This window comes from Pseudomonas sp. GW821-FHT02H06, from assembly GCF_059421525.1.
The window spans coordinates 55,160-73,003 of sequence record NZ_JBWKVD010000010.1; the positions used below are offsets into that span (position 1 = coordinate 55,160).

Annotated in this window: 16 protein-coding genes; 9 read left to right on the forward strand and 7 right to left on the reverse strand. The window is 59.2% G+C overall.

Annotated features, from left to right (window positions below; all coding sequences use genetic code 11):
• Positions 1–54 precede the first annotated feature (54 nt).
• Together AC07VF_RS17085 and AC07VF_RS17090 are read left to right on the forward strand one after the other, a co-directional pair.
• On the forward strand, positions 55–573 hold the full coding sequence (locus tag AC07VF_RS17085; protein WP_495008948.1) for a (2Fe-2S)-binding protein: 519 nt from the start codon (positions 55–57) through the stop codon (positions 571–573).
• Complete coding sequence (locus AC07VF_RS17090; protein WP_495008949.1) at positions 570–4,151, forward strand: molybdopterin cofactor-binding domain-containing protein; 3,582 nt, start codon at positions 570–572, stop codon at positions 4,149–4,151. Before AC07VF_RS17085 ends, AC07VF_RS17090 begins: the two co-directional genes overlap by 4 nt.
• A gap of 245 nt (positions 4,152–4,396) precedes the next feature.
• Here AC07VF_RS17090 and AC07VF_RS17095 read toward each other — a convergent pair whose 3' ends face one another.
• From AC07VF_RS17095 to AC07VF_RS17105, 3 genes are all read right to left on the reverse strand, one after another.
• The gene (locus AC07VF_RS17095) at positions 4,397–5,041 is read right to left on the reverse strand and encodes a TetR family transcriptional regulator (RefSeq protein ID WP_346628331.1); all 645 of its coding nucleotides are present in this window, start codon (positions 5,039–5,041) and stop codon (positions 4,397–4,399) included.
• Positions 5,042–5,046: 5 nt separating this feature from the next.
• Positions 5,047–6,390 (reverse strand): CDP-diacylglycerol--serine O-phosphatidyltransferase, encoded by a 1,344-nt coding sequence (gene pssA, locus AC07VF_RS17100; RefSeq protein ID WP_346629570.1) that lies wholly within the window; start codon positions 6,388–6,390, stop codon positions 5,047–5,049.
• Between the two features lie 126 nt (positions 6,391–6,516).
• The gene (locus tag AC07VF_RS17105) at positions 6,517–7,521 is read right to left on the reverse strand and encodes an NADP-dependent oxidoreductase (protein ID WP_495008950.1); all 1,005 of its coding nucleotides are present in this window, start codon (positions 7,519–7,521) and stop codon (positions 6,517–6,519) included.
• 251 nt (positions 7,522–7,772) lie between these two features.
• Here AC07VF_RS17105 and AC07VF_RS17110 point away from each other — a divergent pair, with 251 nt between their 5' ends.
• Both AC07VF_RS17110 and AC07VF_RS17115 read left to right on the forward strand, forming a co-directional pair.
• Positions 7,773–8,534, forward strand: a complete 762-nt coding sequence (locus AC07VF_RS17110) for an SDR family oxidoreductase (RefSeq protein WP_495008951.1) — start codon at positions 7,773–7,775, stop codon at positions 8,532–8,534.
• Between the two features lie 91 nt (positions 8,535–8,625).
• Complete coding sequence (locus AC07VF_RS17115; RefSeq protein ID WP_495008952.1) at positions 8,626–10,098, forward strand: mechanosensitive ion channel domain-containing protein; 1,473 nt, start codon at positions 8,626–8,628, stop codon at positions 10,096–10,098.
• A 200-nt stretch (positions 10,099–10,298) separates the two neighbouring features.
• Here the strand turns inward: AC07VF_RS17115 and AC07VF_RS17120 are convergent, their stop codons facing one another.
• Entirely contained in the window at positions 10,299–12,500 is a 2,202-nt protein-coding gene (locus tag AC07VF_RS17120; RefSeq protein ID WP_282372077.1) for a TonB-dependent receptor, read from the reverse strand.
• A 143-nt stretch (positions 12,501–12,643) separates the two neighbouring features.
• Here AC07VF_RS17120 and sseB point away from each other — a divergent pair, with 143 nt between their 5' ends.
• The 5 genes from sseB (at position 12,644) to AC07VF_RS17145 (ending at position 16,083) form a co-directional block, all read left to right on the forward strand.
• The gene (gene sseB, locus AC07VF_RS17125; protein WP_495008953.1) at positions 12,644–13,561 is read left to right on the forward strand and encodes an enhanced serine sensitivity protein SseB; all 918 of its coding nucleotides are present in this window, start codon (positions 12,644–12,646) and stop codon (positions 13,559–13,561) included.
• An 82-nt stretch (positions 13,562–13,643) separates the two neighbouring features.
• Complete coding sequence (locus tag AC07VF_RS17130; RefSeq protein ID WP_495008954.1) at positions 13,644–14,084, forward strand: hypothetical protein; 441 nt, start codon at positions 13,644–13,646, stop codon at positions 14,082–14,084.
• Between the two features lie 144 nt (positions 14,085–14,228).
• Positions 14,229–14,675 carry a GNAT family N-acetyltransferase gene (locus AC07VF_RS17135; RefSeq protein ID WP_495008955.1) on the forward strand — a complete coding sequence of 149 codons (447 nt, stop codon included), beginning with the start codon at positions 14,229–14,231 and terminating at the stop codon, positions 14,673–14,675.
• Positions 14,676–14,826: 151 nt separating this feature from the next.
• On the forward strand, positions 14,827–15,390 hold the full coding sequence (locus tag AC07VF_RS17140; protein ID WP_423574226.1) for a hypothetical protein: 564 nt from the start codon (positions 14,827–14,829) through the stop codon (positions 15,388–15,390).
• 402 nt (positions 15,391–15,792) lie between these two features.
• Positions 15,793–16,083, forward strand: coding sequence for a T6SS immunity protein Tdi1 domain-containing protein (locus tag AC07VF_RS17145; protein ID WP_282372082.1), 291 nt, complete (start codon positions 15,793–15,795; stop codon positions 16,081–16,083).
• Positions 16,084–16,608: 525 nt separating this feature from the next.
• Here the strand turns inward: AC07VF_RS17145 and AC07VF_RS17150 are convergent.
• The 3 genes from AC07VF_RS17150 to AC07VF_RS17160 form a co-directional block, all read right to left on the reverse strand.
• Positions 16,609–16,947 (reverse strand): hypothetical protein, encoded by a 339-nt coding sequence (locus AC07VF_RS17150; protein WP_495008956.1) that lies wholly within the window; start codon positions 16,945–16,947, stop codon positions 16,609–16,611.
• Between the two features lie 193 nt (positions 16,948–17,140).
• The gene (locus tag AC07VF_RS17155) at positions 17,141–17,446 is read right to left on the reverse strand and encodes a hypothetical protein (protein ID WP_282372085.1); all 306 of its coding nucleotides are present in this window, start codon (positions 17,444–17,446) and stop codon (positions 17,141–17,143) included.
• A 121-nt stretch (positions 17,447–17,567) separates the two neighbouring features.
• Positions 17,568–17,843: a YrhB domain-containing protein gene (locus tag AC07VF_RS17160; RefSeq protein ID WP_282372086.1), complete on the reverse strand. Its 276-nt coding sequence runs from the start codon at positions 17,841–17,843 to the stop codon at positions 17,568–17,570.
• Between the last annotated feature and the right edge of the window lies 1 nt (position 17,844).

The following is a 17,844-nucleotide window of genomic DNA, read 5'->3' on the forward strand; positions in this document are numbered from 1 at the left end:
CTCTCGTTTCATGAAGTAATCACTTCATCAAATGCAAGCTACAGCGGGTAACACATGAAGGCTGACACAAGCGAGCTGCAGCGGGCGGCGGAGAAGACCGTGACCCTGAACGTCAACGGTCAGGCCACACGTGTCACGGCAATGCCTGACACGCCGCTGTTACTGATCCTGCGCAACGATCTGCACCTCAACGGCCCCAAATACGGCTGCGGCCTGGGCGAGTGCGGCGCCTGCACGGTGATCATCGACGGCGTCGCCGCACGCTCCTGCGTGTTTCCACTGGCCGGCGCCCAAGGGCGCGAGGTCACCACGCTGGAAGGCATCGGTTCGCGAGACCGCCCGCATCCGGTGCAGCAAGCCTTCATCGACGAACAGGCTGCGCAATGCGGCTACTGCATGAACGGCATGATCATGACCGCCAAGGCCTTGCTCGACCGCAACCCGCACCCCACCGAAGCGCAGATTCGCAACGAACTGTCAGCCAACCTGTGCCGCTGCGGCACGCACCTTGAAATCCTCAGTGCGGTCATGCGTGCCGCGCGTCATCAGCCCAGCCCGGATCCCGCCCAATGACCCAGACTCTGCCCACGCGCGATGAATTGCTCGCCCAAAACGGCGTGCTGTTGATCGTCGACGACATCCTGCCGCCGTCCGGCCCGGTCGCCAAAGGCGGCACCCCTACGGTCAGGCCCATGGAATTGGGGCTGTTCATTGCCATCGATCAGGACAGCCGCGTCTATGCCTTCAACGGCCATGTGGATCTGGGCACCGGCATTCGCACCTCGCTGACGCAGATCGTCGCCGAAGAGCTGGACCTGCAGATGGATCAGGTGACGATGATTCTGGGCGACACCGAGCGTGCGCCGAATCAGGGCGCGACCATCGCAAGCGCCACTTTGCAGATTTCCGCCATCCCGTTGCGCAATGCGGCGGCCGAGGCGCGGCGCTACCTGCTGCAACAGGCCGCGCTGCAGTGGTCGGTCGATGTGGATTCACTGGTCATCGACAGCGGCGTGATCAAGGCGCAGGACGGTCGCGAACTGACCTTTGGCCAACTGCTGGTGGATCAGCGCGTGGAGCTGCGCATTTCCGGCAACGCACCACTCAAGCGGCTGGAGGACTACAAACTGGTGGGGCAGGGCGCCGCCCGTGTGGACATTCCGGGCAAGGCCACCGGCGAATTGACCTACGTCCACGACATGCGTTTGCCGGACATGCTCCACGGCCGTGTCGTACGTCCGCCCTACGCCGGTTACGACACCGGCGACTTCGTCGGCACCAGCCTCTTGGACGTGGATGAATCCTCCATCGCCCACATTCCCGGCATCGTCCGCGTGGTGGTGATTCGCGATTTCGTCGGCATCGTCGCGATGCGCGAAGAGCAGGCGGCCAAGGCGGCGCGGGAACTCAAGGTCACCTGGAAGCCCTGGCAGCACAATTTGCCGGACATGAGCAACATCGAGCAGGCGATTCGCGACAACCCCAGCATTCAGCGGGTGGTGCTCGATCAGGGCAATGTCGATGAGGCATTGGCCCAGGCCAGCGAGCGGATGACGCGAACCTATCTGTGGCCCTACCAGATTCACGGCTCCATCGGACCTTCGTGCGGGTTGGCGGACTACAGCGAAGAAGGCATTCGGGTCTGGTCCGGCACGCAGAATCCCCACATGCTGCGCGCCGATCTGGCCTGGCTGCTGGAATACCCCGAAGAACGGATCGACATCATCCGCATGGAAGCGGCCGGCTGTTACGGGCGCAATTGCGCTGATGACGTCTGCGCCGATGCCGTGTTGCTGTCCCGCGCCGTGGGCCGGCCGGTGCGGGTGCAACTGACCCGCGAGCAGGAACATGCCTGGGAGCCGAAAGGCACCGCCCAGTTGATGGAAGTCGACGGCGGGATTAACGCCGATGGCGGCATCGCCGGTTATGACTTCAGCACCCGCTACCCGTCGAACAACTCACCGACCCTGGCCTTGCTGTTGACCGGGCGCGTGGAGCCGGTGGCGACCATGTTTGAAATGGGCGATCGCACCTCGATCCCGCCCTACGACATCGAACACATGCGCGTCACCATTCACGACATGGCGCCGATTGTGCGGGCGTCGTGGATGCGCGGTGTGTCGGCGCTTCCCAATACCTTCGCTCACGAGTCCTACATCGACGAGTTGGCGTTCGCGGCTGGCGTTGACCCGATCGAATACCGGCTTCGTTATCTGCACGACGAGCGCGCCGCCGAACTGGTTCGCGCCACCGCCGCCCGGGCTGACTGGGCGCCGCGCACCCAACCGATGCAGATCCCCGAAGAAGACGGCGTCCTGCGCGGGCGCGGTTTTGCCTACGCGCGCTACATCCACAGCAAGTTTCCCGGCTTCGGCGCGGCGTGGGCGGCATGGGTCGCGGACGTGGCGATCGACAAGCACACCGGCGATGTGTCGGTGACTCGCGTGGTAATCGGCCACGACGCCGGCATGATGGTCAACCCCGCCGGCGTGCAGCATCAGATCCACGGCAACGTCATCCAGTCCACCAGCCGCGTGCTCAAGGAGCGGGTGACGTTCGAGGAATCCACCGTGGCGAGCAAGGAGTGGGGCGGCTACCCGATTCTGACGTTCCCCGAAGTGCCGAAAGTCGACGTCATGATGATGCCGCGCCAGGCCGAGCCGCCCATGGGCGCCGGGGAATCGGCGTCGGTCCCGAGTGCGGCGGCCATTGCCAATGCCGTGTATGACGCGACCGGGATTCGCTTTCGCGAGCTGCCGATCACGGCGGAACGCATTCTCGCCGCGCTGAACAGCGCTGGCGTGGAATCCAACAGCCAGCCGCCGCAGTCGCCGAAAGCCAAACGCTCAAAGTGGCTGTTCGGTTCCTTGTTTGCTGCGTTCGGCGCGTTGCTGGGCATGGCCGCGACCGCGTTGCCCTGGCGCGCGGAAATCGCGCCGATCACGCCGCCCGCAGCGGGCACCTGGTCATCGGCGACCCTGGAACGCGGGCGATTGCTGGCAGCGGTCGGCGACTGCGCGGTCTGCCACACCGCCCCGAATGGCGCCAGCAATGCCGGCGGGCTGGCGATGCAAACGCCATTCGGCACTTTATATAGCAGCAACATCACCCCGGACCCGGAGACCGGCATCGGCAACTGGTCGTATCCGGCGTTCGAGCGGGCGATGCGTGACGGCATCAGTCGCGATGGCAAACACCTTTACCCGGCGTTTCCCTACACGGCCTTCAGAAACATCGAGGACGCCGACATGCAGGCGCTGTACGCGTACCTCATGTCGCAGACGCCGGTGAAACAGGTCCAGCCCGCCAACGACATGCGTTTCCCGTTCAATGTGCGGCCGCTGATGGCTGGCTGGAACGCGCTGTACCTGCGCAAAGGCGAGGTGCAGACGCAGCCGCAGCAAAGCGCTCAGTGGAATCGCGGTCAGTATCTGGTCAATGGATTGGGGCATTGCGCCGCCTGCCATTCACCCCGGGACTTGCTGGGGGCGGAGAAGGGCGGCACGTCGTTTCTTGCGGGCGGCACGGTGGACGGCTGGGAAGCGCCGGCGCTCAACAGCCTGTCGAAGGCGCCGACGCCCTGGACCGAGGATCAGCTGTTTAATTATTTAAGCAGCGGGTATTCCGATGCCCATGGTGTGGCGGCTGGGCCGATGGGGCCGGTGGTGTCGGAGCTGGCGAAACTGCCGAAGAGTGATGTGCGGGCGATTGCGGTGTATCTGGCGGCGTTGAATGAGCCTGCGTCTGGTAGTGCTGACATCCGTCCTGCGACAGTGAGCGGTCTGGCAGAGAAACCGAGCGTTTCGCCTCAGTCATTGAGCAATGGCCAGCGGGTGTTCGAAGGCTCGTGTCAGGGTTGTCATGCCGACGGTCTGGGACCGAAGCTGTTTGGCGTGAGCCCGTCGCTGGCGACCAATACCAATGTCCACAGCGCGCTGCCGGACAACCTGATCAAAGTGATTCAGCAAGGGATCGACAAGCCGGCGACGGCAGATCTGGGTTACATGCCGGGCTTCAAGGACAGCCTGTCCGACACCCAGATCAGCGACCTGGCCGCGTACCTGCGCAGCCGCTTCGCGCCGAATGAGCCGCAGTGGGAAGGGTTGAAAGACAAGGTGGCGCATTTGAAAGCCAATCCCGGAACGCACTGACTCGGCGAGCCTCTTTGGGTGACATCCCGCTTCAGGCAACACGCTGACGCCCGGCAAAATACGGTCCCGTGGGAGTGAGCTTGCTCACGAAGACTGCATTTCAACCGCTAAATATCTAGCGGGTGTACTGGCCCCTGTGGGAGTGAGCTTGCTCACGAAAGCGGTATCTCAGCCACAGAATATTTAGCGGATGTACCGGCGCCTTCGCGAGCAAGCTCGCTCCCACACGTGCTGCACCAGTCGGCCTACTCCGGCAACACCCTCACACCCCGCATCACCAGGTCCTGAATAAACGCCAGCCAATCCGTCCGCTCTCCCTCCGCGGCCATGTCCTGACCCAGGAAAGAGCTGAGGGTGTGCAGGTTGGAGTTATAGAAGTAGCAAAGCGACGCGATCATCAAATACACGTGCTTGATGTCCAGGTCCTGCCGAAACAGACCCTGTGCCTGACCAGCGTCGATGATCGGTCTGAGCACGCCGACGGCTTCGCCTGACAGGCGTCGCAGCTCACCGGACTGGCGCGCGTGCCTGCCCTTGTGCAGGTTTTCGATGCTGAGGATGGCGACGAATTCCGGGTGGCTGACGTAATAGTCCCAGACAAACGCCACCAACTGGCGCAGCGTCTGCACCGGCGTCGACGGGTCCAGTGACAGCAGGCTTTCGGCGCGGTTGAACTGCTCGTAGGTGTGCTCAAGCACTTTGACGAACAGTTTCTCCTTGCTGCCGAAATAGTAATAAATCATCCGGTCGTTGGACTCGGCTTCGGCGGAGATCTTTTCGATGCGCCCGCCGGAATACCCGTCGCGGGTGAACACCGTGATCGCCGCCTGAAGAATGCGCGCGCGGGTTTGATCGGCCTGTTGCGCGCGAACGCCAGTACTTTTGCCCATGGTGGTCAGAGAATCCGGTAGAGCAGGCGCTCGACGCGGACCCGGCTGACCCGCCGCAGAAAGGTGCGCACGCCAACCGGGTATTCGCTCAGAGTATCGAGCTCGTCAAACTTGCCGACCCGATGGGTATTGCGCATCAGCAGCGCGATTTCCTCGGCGCGCGGCTTCAGCCATTCGCCCTTGGGGTCATCGATCAGCACGGCGTTTTCCAGGTCCAGCTGAAAGGCCCGCGGATTCAGGTTGTTGCCGGTCAGCAGGGTATAGCGGTCGTCCGACCACAGGCCCTTGAGGTGATAGGTGTTGTCGCCGTCTTTCCACAAATGGATGTTCAACTGGTGCTTGGCGATCGCCGTCTGATGCTTCTGCATGAAGCGACGCAGGCTGATCTCGTACAGATACGGCAGCGCGGAGATCACCTTGAATGGCTCCTCCGGCGAAATGAAGAAGTCGTTGGCGGTCTTGTCGCCGATGATGATGTCGACCTTAACGCCCCGCTTCAGCGCGCGATTGATCTCGCGCTTCACCACCAGCGGCATGTTGAAATACGGCGTGCACAGCGTCAGTTGCTCATCGGTCGCGGCGATCAGATCACAGAGGGTTTTGCTCAGCGGGTTCTTGTTGCCGATGCCCAGCAGCGGGATGACGCGCATCTCGCCGTTGTCTCGCACGCCATCATTGACGTCGTAACTGGCGCGCTTGAGGTGCTGGCGGAACTGACGAATCTCCCCGCGCAGGCTGCGAGAGCTGGGCGGCGAGGGCAGGTCGAGGCGATGCACCGCGTCGGACGGCAGAATGTCCTGCTGGACCAGACGCTGGAACGAGTCGGCCAGGCCTTTGCTGTCAATCAGGTGATAGCGATCGAGCCGGTATTTGCCGAGCTTGTGCAGATAGACGTTATTGATGCTGGCGCCGCTGTAGATGACGCAGTCATCGATGACACTGCCCTTGAGGTGCAAGACGCCGAACAGCTCGCGGGTTTGCACGGGCACGCCGTACACCGGCACTTCCTGATCGTGTTCCAGGTTTTGTGCCTGGTACCACGCCGAGTTCCCGGCCTGCTTGCCGGCGCCGATCAGGCCGCGTTGGGCGCGGAACCAGTCGACCAGCACCACGACGTCCAGCTCCGGTCGCGCAGCCTTGGCGGCATACAACGCATCGAGAATTTCCTGACCGGCTTCGTCCTGCTGCAAGTACAGGGCGACGATGTAGATCCGTCGGGTGGCGGCGGCAATCTTCGCCAGCAGTGTTTGCCGGTAATCGGCCGCACTCGGCAGAATCGTGATCGCCGTGCCGGAGGATTCAAAACCACGCAGCGCTGCAAGGGTAGAACGTCGGAAGGGAGCCCGCATAAGCCTCTCGATGGGTCGGATCAACAGCGCACGAGCTTACACCAGAGTGCGCCCTCTGGTGGTTTTGGCAGTGTTATCCGTGAGTTGTTCAGCGGATTATCAGCGAGGGCTCACACTTGGAGGTCCTCATACCTTCAGAACCAGCTTGCCGCTGTTCTCGCCCTTGAACAGCATCTGCAGGGTTTCGGGGAAGGTCTCAAGGCCCTCAACGATGTGTTCTTTGCTTTTCAGCTTGCCCTGGGCCAGCCAGCCGGCCATTTCCATTCCGGCCTTGGCGAAGTGTTCCGCATGGTCCATCACCACGAAACCTTCCATGCGCGCGCGATTGACCAGCAGCGACAGGTAGTTGGCCGGGCCTTTGACGGCTTCCTTGTTGTTGTACTGGCTGATGGCGCCGCAGATCACCACCCGCGCCCTCAACGCCAGGCGGGTCAGGACCGCATCGAGGATGTCGCCGCCGACGTTATCGAAATACACGTCCACGCCTTTGGGGCATTCGCGTTTCAGCGCCGCATGAATGTCTTCGTTCTTGTAGTCGATGGCGCCGTCGAAGCCGAACTCATCAATCAGGGTCTGGCACTTTTCCTTGCCGCCGGCGATACCGATGACCCGGCAGCCTTTGATTTTGGCGATCTGACCGGCAATGCTGCCGACCGCACCGGCCGCGCCGGAAATCACCACGGTATCACCGGCTTTGGGCTGGCCGACTTCGAGCAAAGCGAAGTAGGCCGACATGCCGGTCATGCCCAACGCCGCCAGGTACACCGGCAGTGGCACCAGTTTGGGGTCGACCTTGTTGAAGCCCTTGGGCTCACCGACGAAATAATCCTGCACCCCGAGCACGCCCTGAACGTAATCGCCCACGGCGAATTTCGGGTGTTGCGACTCAATGACCTTGCCCGCGCCCAACGCGCGCATCACCGCACCCAGCTCGACCGGCGCGATGTACGACTTGCCTTCGTTCATCCACCCGCGCATGGCCGGGTCCAGGGACAGGTATTCGCTCTTCACCAGGATCTGGCCGGGAGCGAGGTCGGCAACGGGCACGGTCTGGAAGGTGAAATCTTCACGGCTGGCGGCACCCACCGGGCGGCGCGCGAGGAGGAATTGGCGGTTGTTCAAGGCGGTCATGGCAGGGCTCTCGATTATCGGCGAAGCGGCAGTGATAGACCGGAACGGCTTGGACAGCAAGGATTGCCACTGCACCGAATGCCCGCCGATCCATGCTGATGATGGCGCGCTTCACGGATCATCATCGCCACCAATGGCCCGGCAACCGGCCTCTTGATAGTGCTGACGCTGACTGTGTCGCGACCGCTAAGCTGCGGCCTATCAGGCGTTTGCCGAGCTCTTCAATTAATAAGTACAAAAAGGACGATCCCATGAGCATGACGTTTTCCGGCCAGGTCGCGTTGGTCACCGGCGCCGCGGCGGGTATTGGCCGAGCGACCGCGCTGGCGTTTGCCGAACACGGTCTGAAAGTGCTGGTGGTGGATCTGGACAGCGAGGGCGGCGAGGGCACGGCCGAGTTGATTCGTCACGCGGGCGGCGAAGCGCTGTTTCTGCCGTGCGACGTGACCAAGGACGTTCAGGTGCAGCAGATGATGGCCCAGGCCGTGGACGCCTACGGCCGCGTCGATTACGCCTTCAACAACGCCGGCATCGAAATCGAGAAGGGCCGCCTCGCCGAAGGCAGCGAAGCCGAGTTCGACGCGATCATGGGCGTCAACGTCAAAGGCGTCTGGCTGTGCATGAAATACCAGTTGCCGCTGATGCTGGCCCAGGGCGGCGGGGCGATCGTCAACACCGCGTCAGTCGCAGGGCTGGGCGCGGCGCCGAAGATGAGCATCTACAGCGCGTCCAAGCACGCGGTGATCGGCCTGACCAAATCGGCCGCCATCGAATACGCCAAGAAACACATCCGCGTGAACGCCGTGTGCCCGGCGGTGATCGACACCGACATGTTTCGCCGCGCCCACGAAGCCGACCCGCGCAAGGCCGAATTCGCCGCGACCATGCACCCGGTCGGCCGCATCGGCAAAGTCGAAGAAATCGCCGCCGCCGTGCTCTACCTGTGCAGCGACGGCGCCGCGTTCACTACCGGGCATTCACTGGCAGTGGATGGGGGCGTCACGGCGTTCTGATCGGTCAGACCGTTCAGCGAAAAAGCAGACCGGCGCTCCTGCGAGGTATTCAGCTAAGCTCCACGGGCTGTCCACCCCCCAGGGAATGTCGATGAATCATTTGTGGTTCGCCTATCCGCTGATCAGCGCTGCCGTGCTGCTGGTCATCGACCTCACGCTCTGGCAATGGCTGCACCCGCGCTGGCTGCGGCGCAAGCTGGCGTGCCGGCTGGTGCTGTTCGTGCTGTTCAGCATGGCGCTGCTCGATGGCGGACTCAGCCCGCTGTATCCGGTGCCCGCCGACTGGTCCGTTCCCCGGCATGTGCTGGGCACCATCCTGACCATCGCCTGGTGGCTGTTCGGCGCGCGGACACTCACCGTGCTCGCCGTCGTGGTCATGGAGCCGCGCATCGGCGGCAAGGGTCATCTGCTGCAAGACGTCATGGGCGCGATCATCTTCCTCGTCGCATCAGTGGCGGCGGCCGGCTACGTGCTGGACCTGCCGGTCAAAGGGCTGCTGGCCACCTCCGGCGCAGTCGCGATCATCTTCGGCCTTGCCGTGCAAAGCACGCTGGGCGACGTGTTCTCCGGCATCGTCCTCAACGCGACCAAGCCGTTCCGGGTGGACGACTGGATTCGCGTCGACGACATCGAAGGTAAAGTCATCGAAATCGACTGGCGCTCCACCCATCTGCTGACCTCCGAAGGCAGCATGGCCGTGATCCCCAACGCCATGGCCGCCAAGACCCGCATCGTCAACTTCAGCCGACCGGACCATTTCCATTCGGTCACACTGTCCATCGAACTGTTGACCCGCCTGCGGCCCAGCCTGGTGCTGGACTCCCTGGAGAAAGCGCTGCTCGGCTGTCGCGAACTGCTGGCCCAGCCCGCGCCGTCGGCGGTGGTGGTCAAGTCCGGCCTGCGTATCGTCGAATACGAAGTCACCGGCTACGTAAAATCCCGGGACCGGCGCTCAGCGGTGCGTAACCAACTGTTCGACCTGATTCACCGGCAGCTCGCCTCGACCGAAACCCGCCAGGACCAGCAACGCCCTTCGACGCGACAGTCTGCGGTGCTCAACACCGTCAATGCGCTGCGCATGCTCAGCGACGCCGACCGCGCGCAACTGGAACAGCACATGCGCCTGGGCGCGTATCCGGCGAAAGACATCGTGCTCGCCGAGGGCGTGGTGCCTGATGCGCTGTTCATTATTGAGTCCGGGGTGGTGTCGGCGTCGCTGCAACGGCCGGACGGCTGGCTGGAAGTGGGGCGCATGGGGCCGGGTGAGCTGCTGGGTGAAAGCGGGTTTGTTGACGGCACGCCGACGCTGGCGCGGTTCTGCGCATACACCGATTGCATGATTTACCGGATCGACAAGGCCGATCTGGAGCCGTGGCTGGCGGAGCATCCGGAATTGATTGGGGCGCTGGCGGGGTTGGCTAAGTTTCGGGCGAAGGCGAGGGCGGCGATGTTGGAGGCCAAGCCGGTGGTGGCCGATTCGGGTGGGTTTGTTAGTTGGTTGCGCAAGAATGTCAGGCGATTTGAGGTGACGCGCGGGCAGGGGCCGGATGACAAAAAGCGCTAACCAAGACAGCGGGTTGTCGAGAAGTAAAACTCTCGCAGGCAACTGACACCCGCCCGAGGCGTACCTTGGATGCTGCTGAACGCCTGATCTGAGCTATGCCTTGGGCGCTTGGGCCAACCTGCTGGCTGACCCTGAATTCGACTCATCGAAAGCCGTTTGATCCGAGGGAATCATGATGCCTATCCCTTGGGAGCGTTGACTCAGAAGTCTATGGTGCCCGAGAGTTTGACCAGACGCGGGTCGCCCTGGCTGAGATAGCCACCGTTGGCTGAAGCCCAGTAGTTCTTGTCGGTGATGTTCTCCACATTGACGCGCAACGTCAGGTCCCTTTGATCGACTTTAAGTTTGTAGCGCGCCCCGGCATCGAACCGATTCCAGGTGGGAAGGCTCAGGTTATTGGCCTGATCCGCATACTGGCCTCCAGTACGCAGCATACGGGCGCTGAGGGCAGCTCCCTCCAGGCCAGGAACGTCCCAGTCGACGCTCGCATTTAGCTGGAAGGTGGGCACCCCGATCGCATGATTGCCATCAGTGAGCCCGCCCGCGGTGTTCTTCAGCTCCGAGGTCATGCGCGTGCCGCCTGCCATCAGGCGAAGGCCTTCGATGGGCTCACCAAACACGCTCAGCTCAACACCTTTGTTCACCTGCTCGCCGTCGCGAATATAGAGGCGCTGGGTCGCATCGACGTAGCCATCGCTGGGCTTCTCGATCCGGAACACGCCAAGATTTGCGCCGAACGATTGCATGTCCAGCTTGATACCCGCTTCCAGTTGCTTGGTGCGGCCAGGCGGGAAGGCCTCCCCAAGGTTGGTGACGTTGGTACCGGACGCGACCGGCCCTTTGGCCAGGCCTTCAATGCGGTTTGCATACAGGGAAACGGTGTCATTCGGTTTATAGACGATGCCGTACACCGGAGTGGTGATGGATTCGTCGTAAAGCGAAGTACGGCTGCCGTCATTGGCCGGATTAGCCACGCCGTTGGAGGTGGTGCCGTCGTACGAGTAGTTCTCTACGCGCAGCTGCTGACGGCGCACGCCATATGTCAGCAGCAAACTATCGTCGAACAAGCCAACTGTGTCGGAAACGGCCAGGCTTCGGTTGCGGGTTTTGCCGGTGACACCCGGATCGCCCATATCGCCGCCGGTGAGGGAAACCGCCGTTGGCTTGGGCAGGTCAGGTGTGGTGTAGATATTGGTATTCCCGGTGACCGAGCGGTAGAAGGTGTAGGCGTTCTCTTGCTGGGTCCAGATGGTGGAGGCGCCAATCGCGATCTGATGACTCACCGGCCCGGTTTGAACATGACCGTTAAGCCCCGCTGCAAAGCTGGTGTTTTCCTCATTGTGCGGGATCTCGGAGCCGCCGACAGTTGCAACTCCGTTATTACCTACGAGGGTTGGCGTGCCGTATACGCCAGTTTCACGCGTATGCTTGGCGCCCCCTGCAAGGTAGGCAGTCCAGTTTTCATTCAGGTCCCAGTCGCCACGCATCATGCCGAACGTGTCTTCGGTTTCGGTATTAGTCCAGTCCTGGCCGTAGTTATGGCTGGCGTCCGGGGCGGTCGGGATTTTGGTCGCATTACCCAATTGCACGGTGTTGCGTAAACCGTTGATGCGCTGTTTTTGGTAGCCAAAGTCGGTAGAGACGCGAAAGGTGTCACCCCGATAATCGAGTCCCGCGACGAACAACTTGGTGCGCTGGTTTTCGTCATCAATCGCAGTGTCGCCTTCGCGTTGGCTAAGGTTGACTCGCGCTCCGAATCGATTGCCCTCGCCGAAGCGTTGGCCAAGGTCCAGGTGCTCACCAATTCGGCCATCGGAACTGATGTCTTGGGTGTAACGGCGAGTCGGCACGTCTTCAGCACGCTTGGGCTGCAGATTCACGCTGCCACCCAAGCCCGTACCGGTGGGGCTCACGCCGTTGATAAAAGCGTTGGGACCTTTGAATACTTCCACCCGCTCAATCGCGTCCGTGGAGAGAATTTGCCGGGGAAGGACGCCGTACAGACCGCCGTAGGAGATATCGTCACCTGCCAGCGGCAAACCGCGGATCACGAATATCTGCGACTGATTACCGAAGCCGTAAGACTGGCGCACCGACGGGTCGTTAAGGAGTACATCTCCCACATCTTCAGCCTGCTGATCCTCGATAAGCTGGGAGGTATAGCTGGTCATGGTGAAGGGGACGTTCATGGTGTCCTGATTACCCAGAACACCCATCTGCCCGCCACGAGCGACCTGACCACCCGCATAGACCTCAGGCAGCGTGTTGGAATTGGCCTTGACGGCATCCGCGTTGATGTCAGTAGCACCGAGCTCCACCGCAGAGTCGGCAGCATTGGCGATGAAGCTCGCAGAGCAGCAAAGCGCAAGCACGGTGGGGCGAAACGGATGCGAAAGGAACATTACGGGCTACCAGGAAGGTGATCAGAAAGGTTAGAAGCCTCCTTGGCAATGCGAAGTATTCGCAGGTGAGAATGATATCAGAGGGCTTTCAAGTTTGTTGCCATTGACGACACATTTTTCACATCGCGTGAAACGCCCTGACGATGTTGAATGCAAAGCGCTGCCATCAGCAGAACCGCCTGTTCTTCCTGTTTTCACAGTCCCGTGGAAAACTACGCGCGCTTTGCACTCATTTTTTGTCTGTTTTGATGGAGCCACGGATGGAAATCATGAACAACCAGCAAGAAAACGCCCTCGAACAAGCACTCAGGCTGGCGGCGGATGAGCCGGCCCATCGACCCGACTTCTTCAAGACGCTGTTGGACTCCACCGTCTACGTGCTTGGCACTGCCGGGACTGGGGGAGGTCATGTCACGCTCGAAGCGGGTAGCAACATCAGCATCGCGAATTGGCACAAGGCTGACGGCTCACCTGTCATCCCGTTTTTTTCTTCGTTGAGAATATTGCAAGGGTCCATAGACAGCCAAGAATCCTACGTCGAGATTCCGGCCAGATCGCTCTTTGAAATCACACGGGGCGCCCCTCTTTTTCTCAATCCTAAGTCTCCGTACGGGAAGGAGTTTTTGCCGGAGGAAGTGCGCCATCTGCTCTCCGACGGGATCGGCCAGAAGCCAGCGCAGCGCACGGTCGAAAAAGACACGACCGTGCTGCTCGGACAGCCGTCGCAATACCCGTCCAGGATGATCCACTCACTCACGCAGTTACTCGCCAAACATCGCAACGTAAAACGTGCATTTCTGGCGTTGATGCATGACCCATCGGTTGATCAAAAGCCCCATCTGATCATTGGTATTGAAGCGGACGGAGATTTTGAACGGGTCATGCGCGAGGCCGGTAACGTTGCCGGAGATACCGCCCCGGAAGGCGAACCCGTCGACCTCTATCGCGTGACCGAAGGAGGGGAAGGCCTTAGCGACTACTTCCTCAAGGAAACCACGCCTTTCTATGAACGGAAGTCGGCAGGGTGGCTGCGATCATTGCTTGGTATTGGCAAAGCGTGACGGCGATCAAGCCCGGGCTAAGCGCAGAGCAGGCTTGCGAAATCTTGGTTGGGCTGTGCAGTTTTTTAATGGAGGAACAAGAATGGCTGAAATAAGCAAAGTGTCCGGCGAGTTGGTAGAGCAGATCAAAGTGCTGAGCCGCGAGGGACTCGCCTTACTCGGCCTTACCGGGGATGATGCGCCGGCCGATGTGGTTGCGGCGATTACGGAGCGGGTGCGCAATTGCAAAGCGACTGGCACAACGCTGTCCGAGGAGGAAATGTACGCGCTTGGAGCGTTGCTAGGTAACCAGTACGTAGAAGGCCAGGGCTGGCACTGGGGCGATGTCGTTTGGGATTATGATGAGACGACTGCTGCTGTAGGAGTGCTCAACCACGACAACTCTTTGTTCATCAATCCTATTGGCTGGGTGGCTCAGGTGATGGAGTCCGAGGGTGGGGTCGGCTTCATGCTCAACTACAACATGGTCAGCGTGCACCAGGTTCCGGTACGCGAACCTGATAGTGCCACAGGCCTGTACTGACGCCTCACTCTGAAGAAGCGTGCCGACCTCAAATTGAACGCGGGTCTTCTGAGTCGAACAGCCGCTATCTGCATTACCAATAGCAACGCACTTCAAGAGCCTCTACATAAGCCAGATAGCTCTCCACCCAATCAAGGAAGATCCATGGGCCAAATTGACATTCAACTGACCACCCATCTGCCCCCGCAGATTCGGGTGCTGGAAAAAGAGGCTGTTGAAGAAGGTTTCAAGTTTCTGACCCGGCTGATTACCGAGTGGGACTCCGGGATCAATCGCTTCAATGCCCCTGGAGAATGTCTAATGGCCGCATACCGAAACCAGCAGCTAACAGGCATCGGAGGCCTCTCAGTTGATCCCTACGCCGAAAAGGACATGGCGAGGTTGCGACGGGTCTACGTCAGCGCTTCATCAAGGCGGCATCACGTGGGACAGACGTTGGTCAAGGCGCTTGTTGCACATGCCGCGCAGCGCTTTCAGAGCGTGTGCCTTTTCACCGATACCGCTGTTGGCGACGCGTTTTATTTGAAGTGTGGCTTCATGCGAACCGATGATGAGCATGCCACGCACGTGATGTGTTTGAGCAACATCTGACTCAAGCAATTGTAGGTTAAGACTGATGATTGCAGCGCGGGTGCCTGGACCGTTAGGGTGCATGTACACCCATATTAGGCGATGAATTAGCGGGATAGTGCTGACTGGCTGCATTTTTACTTTGGCACTGTGAGACCAAGGATACCCCCTCATGCAGTATGTGTTTTCCGACGTCCTTAATGACCTCATCGACTACTTCCTGCTCGGTGACCTTCAACTGTTGAGGCGCTTCAAGCAAGAGCATCAACTTGCAGACGATCTGGCTGGTGAGTTTGTGTCCAGTGAAAGCGGCGACAAGGCCGTTCTTGATGGCGTCCTCATCCCGCTCGCCGGTGTGGAAAACCATCCTTACACCGTTGTTTTCACGTTGGCCGGCGTTGAGCCTCAAATGCCCCGGCACGAAGGTCGGGTGCAGCATCGTCGCGGCGGTTATTCGCTGCGTGTCGAGCACGGTCGCATACATTTGTTCACGTGGCGCATTCTGCAGGCGTTCACGGATGAGAATCTCGATGAGTTGCTCGAGCGTTATGAGCAATCAAACAGGCCGACTATTGAAGTCGAGAATGGTTGGTATGAGGTTGAAGTGCTGGCGGGTGAAATCCTGCGTGATGAATACTTCGAGCCGGCATTCGAGTTTGTACTGACCAAAACCGCTCTGCCGGTAGATGCCAGCAAGGTGGATATCAACTATCGCTTTGAGGTGGAGTTGCGTTAGGACCCCGCTGGGTAATCGCCTTAAGGAGCCCGAGCATCGGCATGTGGCTTTGCAAAGCAAATCGCGGTTTCAGGCTCAAGCCAGGACGACTTCAAAGTCGTTGCGACGAAACGTGAGATCTGCGGCAGGCCGCCAAATCGAATAGGAATTCCCGTCGTTTTCGACCACAAAATTTACACGCGCGTTCTTGCTACCAAGCGCTCAACTTGAGGTTTCACCTTGGGACTTTTCTCCAAAATATTCGGAAAGCCAACCGGACCTGTTCTCTACACACTCTTTTCGGTTCGACCCTCGAGCGACTTGGGAGCGTGGGCCGCCAGCTTCCCGAACCATACAGAGGTTGTTGGTTACTCAAGCCTCGGCCATTTCTTTCTTCGCAATCCACACGACTCGGAGTACCTCGTGCTGCACCCTTTCAAGTGCGCGGCGAAGTCGTACGGAAGCCACCCGTCAGTCGAAGACTTTGAAGCGGAGGTACTGAAAGAGCCGGGGTTCGAACTGTATGTCCTAGACTCGGATCACGTCGCCGAGTTGTTCCGGCACCTGGGCCCCCTTGCTGAAAACCAGGTCTATATCCCGCAGCCGTACCCGTTTCTTGGCGGCAGCGAAGCCCTCGAGACGTACGAAAAAGGTGATGCCTGGGTCTTTATGCACGTTGTCGCCCACATGCATCGTCTCGACGGCGGCGCCTAAAAAGCCGCCCAATGACGCCGAAAGACGTTGGGATCATATGCGGCCGGGCATCCTATCCTGTGTGACCAGTCCGCAAGACCCCTTGTCAGCAAGATAGGTCTGCTCCCATCAAGGACGATGCATGGGCCAAGTCGACATTCAAGTGATCACCCATCTCCCCCGCAAACTCAGGCTAGCGAAAGAGGCGATTGGACAAGGCTTCAGGTTCCTTTCCCGTCTAATTGACGAGTGGAACCCAGGGTCAAAGAGGCAGCACGTGGGACAGAAGATGGTAAATGCGCTTGTTGCACATGCCGCTCTGCGGTTCCAGAACCTATGCCTATTCACCGATACCGCCGCCGGCGACGCGTTTTATCTGAAGTGCGGCTTCATGCGAACAGACTATGACCATGCAACCCACGTAATGTGCTTAAGCAACAGCTAACTCAGACGAGCAAAAAGGGACGGATTGATTTTTCAACCAAAATAAATCAGTCCCCTTATCTCGTCCTGCAATTCTGTACAGCTGGGACCCGCAGACGGTATTCATTCTTTCTCAGGCACGAACATTTCTGCTTTAGAAAAAACTTGGGTATCTCGGCATAGCTCTGCAAGCGCTTTCAGCGAATCCCCGGAAACTTGAAAGTAAATATTCTCCACCTCATTCATGTCATCAAGAAATATAGACATACCAATATCGTCGCCTACGTATCTTTTGATCCCTGAGTACATCTCAACAAAGTTGAGCCTGAATGCCGCAATCAGGTGTTCTGAAACCTCCTTGGATAGCCGCTCAGGGCTGTCAAACTCCCAACCATCCTCGCCTAAAGTTCTACATGCGCCGACAGGAATCAAAAAGGCTGCCGTATATTTTTTTATCATCATATCGACTTAAAATTCGCTTCCTAGTCACTTAAGGGGTCTTCTTGTTCCAAACTGCGCAGCCTCCAGCCTCCAGCCTCCAGCCTCCAGCCTCTGAATCGCTTTTGCCTTTTCTATCTAAATGATCCAAGGCTAGCGATCCACGCGGCACGGGTGCGCGCTGTCTGGCACACAGAGCGAATCACGATTTCTGCGATTAACGTCGGTCGAAGCCTTTATCTGACTCTGACTCAGTCTTGAAACCAAAAATCAAACCGACCTCCAGAAGTTTTATTGCCGCCTTTCCAGATAACTTAAAAGGAAACACTTCAAGCATAGAAACGACGTTTTCATACGCCAGACCATACTCTCCCGCGTCATTCACCCACTCATATAATTGACCAATTTGCTCCTGATAAGATAAGGATTCAGGGGGAAAGAACGAACCTACCTCCGGCTGAGATCCGAGCTCTGCAAGGACGAAGCTGAGGTTGTTTTCAATGAATCGGTAATCTGTCTTCATAGCATATGTTCTTTAAGTGTCGGCCGGGTGTCCGGTCACTACCCGGTCTATCGCCGTTGCATAAACCACTCTTATACCTACACCCTCGTGCCTCGAAGAGCTGTCATGTAGCCGCTCATATTTACGACGCATAGCGCTCCTGAAGGTAATCGTCAATGTACTCTGTTATAGGCTTAACCGTACCCAATTCGAACAACTCACCGGTATTCCGGTCAATCAGAAATGGGCTATTTCCCGCTAACTGATCAGACGAATCACCAGTTCGTAAATACTCAGCTGACTGATAGCAAAAGAACCATCCCTCCGCGAACTCACCTTCATACGTAATCTGCAAGGGTATCTCTGAATCCTCAAGATACTCTTTCGCCTTAGTCAGAGCATATTCATAGTCGAACATC